General features: G+C 68.6%; 4 protein-coding genes and 1 pseudogene. 3 read left to right on the top strand and 2 right to left on the bottom strand.

Annotated elements, in window-relative coordinates; genetic code table 11:
• Window positions 1-535 precede the first annotated feature (535 nt).
• Entirely contained in the window at window positions 536-1711 is a 1176-nt protein-coding gene (fahA, locus tag Cba03nite_RS39240) for a fumarylacetoacetase (RefSeq protein WP_203757627.1), read from the bottom strand.
• Window positions 1708-2541, bottom strand: coding sequence for a hypothetical protein (locus tag Cba03nite_RS39235; RefSeq protein WP_203757625.1), 834 nt, complete (start codon window positions 2539-2541; stop codon window positions 1708-1710). Before Cba03nite_RS39235 ends, fahA begins: the two co-directional genes overlap by 4 nt.
• Before the next feature lie 114 nt (window positions 2542-2655).
• Here Cba03nite_RS39235 and Cba03nite_RS39230 point away from each other — a divergent pair, with 114 nt between their 5' ends.
• The 3 genes and pseudogenes from Cba03nite_RS39230 to Cba03nite_RS39220 form a co-directional block, all read left to right on the top strand.
• Window positions 2656-3822 carry a homogentisate 1,2-dioxygenase gene (locus tag Cba03nite_RS39230; RefSeq protein ID WP_203757623.1) on the top strand — a complete coding sequence of 389 codons (1167 nt, stop codon included), beginning with the start codon at window positions 2656-2658 and terminating at the stop codon, window positions 3820-3822.
• Between the two features lie 276 nt (window positions 3823-4098).
• On the top strand, window positions 4099-5592 hold the full coding sequence (locus tag Cba03nite_RS39225) for a sugar transferase (RefSeq protein WP_239126354.1): 1494 nt from the start codon (window positions 4099-4101) through the stop codon (window positions 5590-5592).
• Window positions 5593-5607: 15 nt separating this feature from the next.
• Window positions 5608-5715: pseudogene (locus Cba03nite_RS39220) on the top strand (sulfate adenylyltransferase subunit CysD); the annotation flags it as partial.

Here is a 5715-nt window from a genome sequence, read left to right as displayed (position 1 = left end):
AATAAAATGTCCAGATCTGTTTCATACCAAAGGAATCATCACGAGGATGATAAAAATTGGCACTGGCTATATAGCACCCTGTTGAGTTCTCAAAGAACAAGCACACACCTTGCTGGTGTCCCACACTGTGGGATCCCGCTCGGGGCAACTCGTCTAAGTTACCGGATCACCCTCACCGTGTCAAGCGAATCTTTCCTGATTTTTCAGGATCGATTTCCATCGACGTTTCGGCTGACCAGCCCGAACACACAGCCACTCAGTGGCTTGATCAGTTCGGATGAACCTGCAACCCGGCCGGAGGTCACTTCCGAGAAGATTCTCGGCTGACTCATTCCGCCCGGCTCGTTGCCGGCTCGAAGAACATTACCCGGTCGGTTTCGCGAATGCAAGTCCCGCCCCGCCCGGATGTCCGGCGATTTCCGAACTCCCACTTGAGCTTGTCGCTCGCCTGTTTTGTCCGTTCCTCGCTGGCAGAGAGAACATTACGCACCCCGGCGAGGATCAAGCAAATCGGGGTCCTGCGGCGCCGATCACATCAGCTCCGAGCTGGGAAAACGGTCCCTGCAACGGCACCAAGCTCTATGTCCCCGACCCGGGCACGCAGCACGACGGTGTCTCCGTCGACGAGGAACGTGCGCTCCTCGCCCTTCACCATGACCGGCTCCCGCCCGCCCCAGGTGAGTTCCAGGAACGAGCCGACCTGGCCACGCTCGGGACCCGACACCGTGCCGGACGCGAAGAGGTCGCCCGTACGCAGGCTCGCGCCGTTCACCGTGAGGTGCGCCAGCTGCTGCGCCGGCGTCCAGTACATGGTCCGGAACGGGGGCGCCGCCACCACGGTGTCGTTCCACTCGACGGTGATCGCCAGGTCCAGCGCCCGGCGGTCGTCGGCCAGGTACGGCTGCACCGCGGGCTCCTGGACAGGCGCGTCCGTCCAGGCGTCCGGGCCGAGCGCGGCGAGCGGCGTGATCCACGCCGACACGGACGTCGCGAACGACTTCGCCAGGAACGGGCCGAGCGGCTGATACTCCCAGGCCTGGATGTCACGCGCCGACCAGTCGTTGACCAGCACCACGCCGAAGACGTGGTCGCCGAAGCGCTGCCACGGCACCGGCTCGCCCATCGTCGAACCCGCTCCGACCACGAAACCGACCTCGGCCTCGATGTCCAGGCGCCGGCACGGGCCGAAGACCCCTCCGCCGAGCTGCCCGCTGGGGCGTACCACCGGAGTGCCGCTCACCACGACGGTGCCCGCCCGGCCGTGATAGCCGATCGGCACGTGCTTCCAGTTGGGCAGCAGCGGCGGCTGCCCGGGGCGGAAGATCTGCCCGACGTTCGAGGCGTGGTGCTCGGAGGAGTAGAAGTCGACGTAGTCGGCGACGCTCCAGGCCAGCACGTTGGTCACGCTCGCGAGCGGGATGAGCAGCGGCTCGACGGCGGCCCGGTGCGCCGGGTCGGTGAGCAGCTCGGTGATCCGCTCCCGCACCGCCGACCAGTGCGCCGGCCCGAGCCCGAGGAAGACGTCGAGGTTGGGCGCGCGCAGGCTGTCCGCGGCCAGCACCAGTCCCGCGGCCTCGGCGCCATCCAAATCAAAAGCAACATCCGCGATGCGTACGGCACACCGGGGCCGCCCGTCCGACGGCACGATCACGCCGTACGGGAGATGGTCGATGTCGTAGCCGCTGCCGGCGGCTCCGGGCACCCAGGTCATGCGCGTCCGTCCAGTAGTCCGAGTTTTTGAAGGTCAGCGAGAGGCTCCGGGATGCTGCACGTGCCGAACCCCACCCACAGCGGGCGGTCCTGGGTCCGGCGCGCGCGCACGGCCTCGATCAGGGTCAACGGCTGAGTGGTGGCCAGCAGCCCGGCCACCTCCGTCACCTCGGTGCCCTCGGCGGCGGCGCACGCGGCGGCCAGCACGTTGAGGAAGCCGTGGTGGGTGAAGCCGGTCTCGGGGTCGGTGTGGCGGATCGCGTGGTGCAGACCGGCGGTGAGCTTGAACGGCAGCTCCCGCTCGTGACACGCGATGATCACCGCGGCGAGCTCCATCGGCGTCGGGAACAGCTCGGCGGCCAGGCCTCCGGTGCGGAACTTGGCCGACACGGGCAGTCCGTCGGCGCGCGCCGCGGCGAGCGCGTCCAGCGCGGCCAGCAGCCCCCAGGCCAGCGGGATCTCCGCGAAGCCGGGCACCCCGCGCTCGCGTACCCGGGAAAGGAAGTCCTGGAGTGCGGGCTGCGGGTCCTCGCCGCGGCGGGCCATGGCGGCCTCGACCTGGACGACGCGCACGCCCGCGGGCGGGGGCGCGAAGCAGTCGGCGAGCGGCCCGTCGCCGATGACGCCGACCGCCAGCTCCTCGCCGGGGGCGAGCAGCCGGGTGAGCTCGGTCAGTTGGGACGCCGGCACCAGCAGTGGGCCGACCAGGGCGGCGTACCAGGCACGGCGGTGCTCGCGGTGGGCCGCCACGGCGTCGGGCAGCGTGGCGCTGCCGGGCGGGAAGACCGCGGCATCGTCGAGCAGCTGGGCCAGCAGCGGTGGCGTTGACATGATCAGTCAATCTAGTGGACGCTACAGAGAGCGGACAAGAGTGTCCGATTATCGGACGCCTCTCTTCGTAAAGTGGACACCGCTCCTAAAAGCGACACCAGGAGGTCGGTCGACATGCCGTACTACCGCACCGTCGGCGAGGTCCCGCGGAAACGGCACACGCAGTTCCGCAAGCCCGACGGCGGCCTGCACGCCGAGGAGCTGATGGGCCAGGAGGGCTTCTCCTCCGACTCCTCCCTGCTCTACCACCTGCACGCGCCGACCGCGATCGTCGCCGCGGAGGAGTTCGACCCGCCCGCCTGGACCCGGCTGCCGAACCGGCCGCTGAAGCCGCGCCACCTGCAGACCCACAAGCTCGACCAGACCGCCGCCGACGCGGTGCTCGGGCGGCAGCACCTGCTCGCCAACGACGACTGCCGCATCTCGTACGTGCTCGCCGACACCCCGTCCCCGCTCTACCGCAACGCCGTCGGCGACGAGTGCCTATACGTCGAGGCGGGCCGGCTGCGGGTGGAGACGGCGTTCGGCGCCCTGGACGCGGTCGAGGGCGACTACGTCGTCATCCCCACCTCGGTGGTGCACCGGCTGGTGCCGCTGGAGCCGACCCGGCTGCTGGTCATCGAGGCGACCGGGCACATCGGGCCGCCCAAGCGCTACCTGTCGGTGCGCGGGCAGTTCCTGGAGCACGCGCCGTACTGCGAGCGCGACCTGCGCGGGCCGGACGAGCCGCTGCTGGTCGACGGGACCGACGTCGAGGTGCTGGTGCAGCACCGGCGCGGCTGGACCCGGCACGTGTACGCGCAGCACCCGTTCGACGTGGTGGGCTGGGACGGCTGCCTCTACCCCTGGGCGTTCTCGATCCACGACTTCGAGCCGATCACCGGCCGGCTGCACCAGCCCCCGCCGGTGCACCAGACGTTCCAGGGGCCGAACTTCGTGATCTGCTCCTTCGTGCCGCGCAAGGTCGACTACCACCCGCTGGCCATCCCGGTGCCGTACAACCACCACAACGTGGACTCCGACGAGATGCTCTTCTACACCGGCGGCGACTACGAGGCACGTCGCGGCTCCGGCATCGGGCAGGGTTCGATCTCGCTGCACCCGTCCGGGTTCACCCATGGGCCGCAGCCGGGGGCCGCCGAGCGCTCGATCGGAGCCGAACGATTCGACGAACTGGCTGTCATGGTGGACACATTCCGCCCGTTGGATCTGTGCGAGCCCGCGCTCGCCTGCGAGGATCCCGGGTACGCCTGGACGTGGTCGGGCAGGGCTCCGGGGTAAGCCCACCGACGTTCCCCTGAACCGCCGAGATAGGACGGTGTGCGGAATCGGGCGGCAGTACGCCGTCATTCGCGCATCGTCCTATCTGCTCTCATACGTACGGCTGATTGGATGCGCGCACAGCGAGTCCACTAGCTGACAACGGCCCGATTTTAATGTTCTAGACATAGATGTTAAGTAGAGTCAGGACGGCCTGGCGGGGAACGTGGCGTTACGCCAACACAGGCAAGCGCGTCGGTCAGATCGCCAGCAGGGCACTTCAGTGGGGAGCTGAGAGTGACTACCGTCCACATAGGTGCGTCCAATGCCGCGGGACAGAGCGTCCGCGCCCAGCGCGCCACCACGACGACCAGGGGGCTGCCCGGTGCCCGGGCACGGTGGGAGTCCCGTTACGTCAAGAGCCTGATCCTCTCGGACGGGGCGGTGGGACTCGTCGCCGCCCTCGTTGCGCTCAAGGTCATCTTCGGCCGCACTGATTTAGTCGAGTACATCGCCTTCAGTCTTTCCCTGCCCACCATTTGGATTCTGGCGCTCTTCGCCAATCGGGCGTACGACAGACGCTATCTATTTGTTGGTAACGATGAGTACCAACGCGTTCTGCACAGTGGCCTGGTGCTCGGCGCGGTGATCGGCCTGGGGTCGTACTTCCTGCACCTCGGCGTCGCCCGCGGCTACGTCGTCATCGCGGTGCCGATCGTGACCGTCTACGGCATCATCAGCCGCTACACCCTGCGCCGCCGGCTGCACCGCGCCTGGGCCAAGGGCAAGTGCCTGCGCCAGGTCGTCGTGGTCGGCCACGAGAGCTCGGTCGTCGCGCTCACCCGCCAGCTGCGGCACGAGCGTTACCACGGCCTCGGCGTCGTCGCCGCCTGCGTACCCGAGCTGCGGGTCGGCTCCCCACTGGCCGGCATGGGCATCCTCGTGTACGACACCCTGCACGACGTCGCCAGCGTGGTGCGCGAGGTCGGCGCCGACATGGTCATCGTGCTCTCCTGCCCCGAGCTGGAAGGCCCGGAGCTGCGCCGCCTGGCGTGGAGCGTGGAGACGCTGGACGTGGACCTGATGGTCGCCAGCGCCCTGTTCGACGTCGCGAACAGCCGGACCACCATCCGCCCCGCCGACGGCCTGCCCATGCTGCACCTCGACCACCCGCGCTTCTCCGGCGCCCGGCGCTTCGTCAAGGACGCCTCCGACCGGATCCTCGCCGCCGTCGCGCTCGCCATGCTGGCCCCGCTGCTGCTGGTCTGCGCCCTGGTCATCCGGTTCAGCCGGGACGACCGCGGGCCGGCCCTGTTCCGCCAGGTCCGCGTCGGGCAGCACCGGCAGGAGTTCGTCATCTACAAGTTCCGCACCATGTACACCGACGCCGAGGCCCGCCTGGCCGACCTCAGGCACCTCAACGAGGGCGACGGCGTGCTGTTCAAGATGAAGAACGACCCGCGCGTGACGCCGTTCGGCCGCTGGCTGCGCCGCTACTCCATCGACGAGCTACCCCAGCTGATCAACGTGCTCAAGGGCGAGATGTCGCTGGTCGGGCCGCGCCCGCCGCTGGACTCCGAGGTCGAGCAGTACCCGGCCGACATGCACCGGCGCCTGGTGGTCAAGCCCGGCCTGACCGGCCTGTGGCAGGTCTCCGGCCGCTCCGACCTGTCCTGGGAGGAGTCGATGCGCCTCGACCTGCGCTACGTCGAGAACTGGTCGCTCACCCTCGACGTCGTGATCATGCTTCGTACCTGCACGGCCGTGCTGCGCAGCTCCGGCGCCTACTGACGGGAGACGACTTCAGTGACGACGTTCCAGGTATCGCATCTCGACGCGCTCGAAGCGGAGAGCGTGTTCGTGATGCGGGAGGTGGTCGCCGAGTTCGAGCGCCCGGTGCTGCTGTTCTCCGGT

It is taken from the genome of Catellatospora bangladeshensis (assembly GCF_016862575.1).
In the GTDB taxonomy this organism is placed as follows: domain Bacteria; phylum Actinomycetota; class Actinomycetes; order Mycobacteriales; family Micromonosporaceae; genus Catellatospora; species Catellatospora bangladeshensis.
Note: the sequence above shows the minus strand (reverse complement) of the source record. Positions and strands in the feature narration are given on the sequence as shown.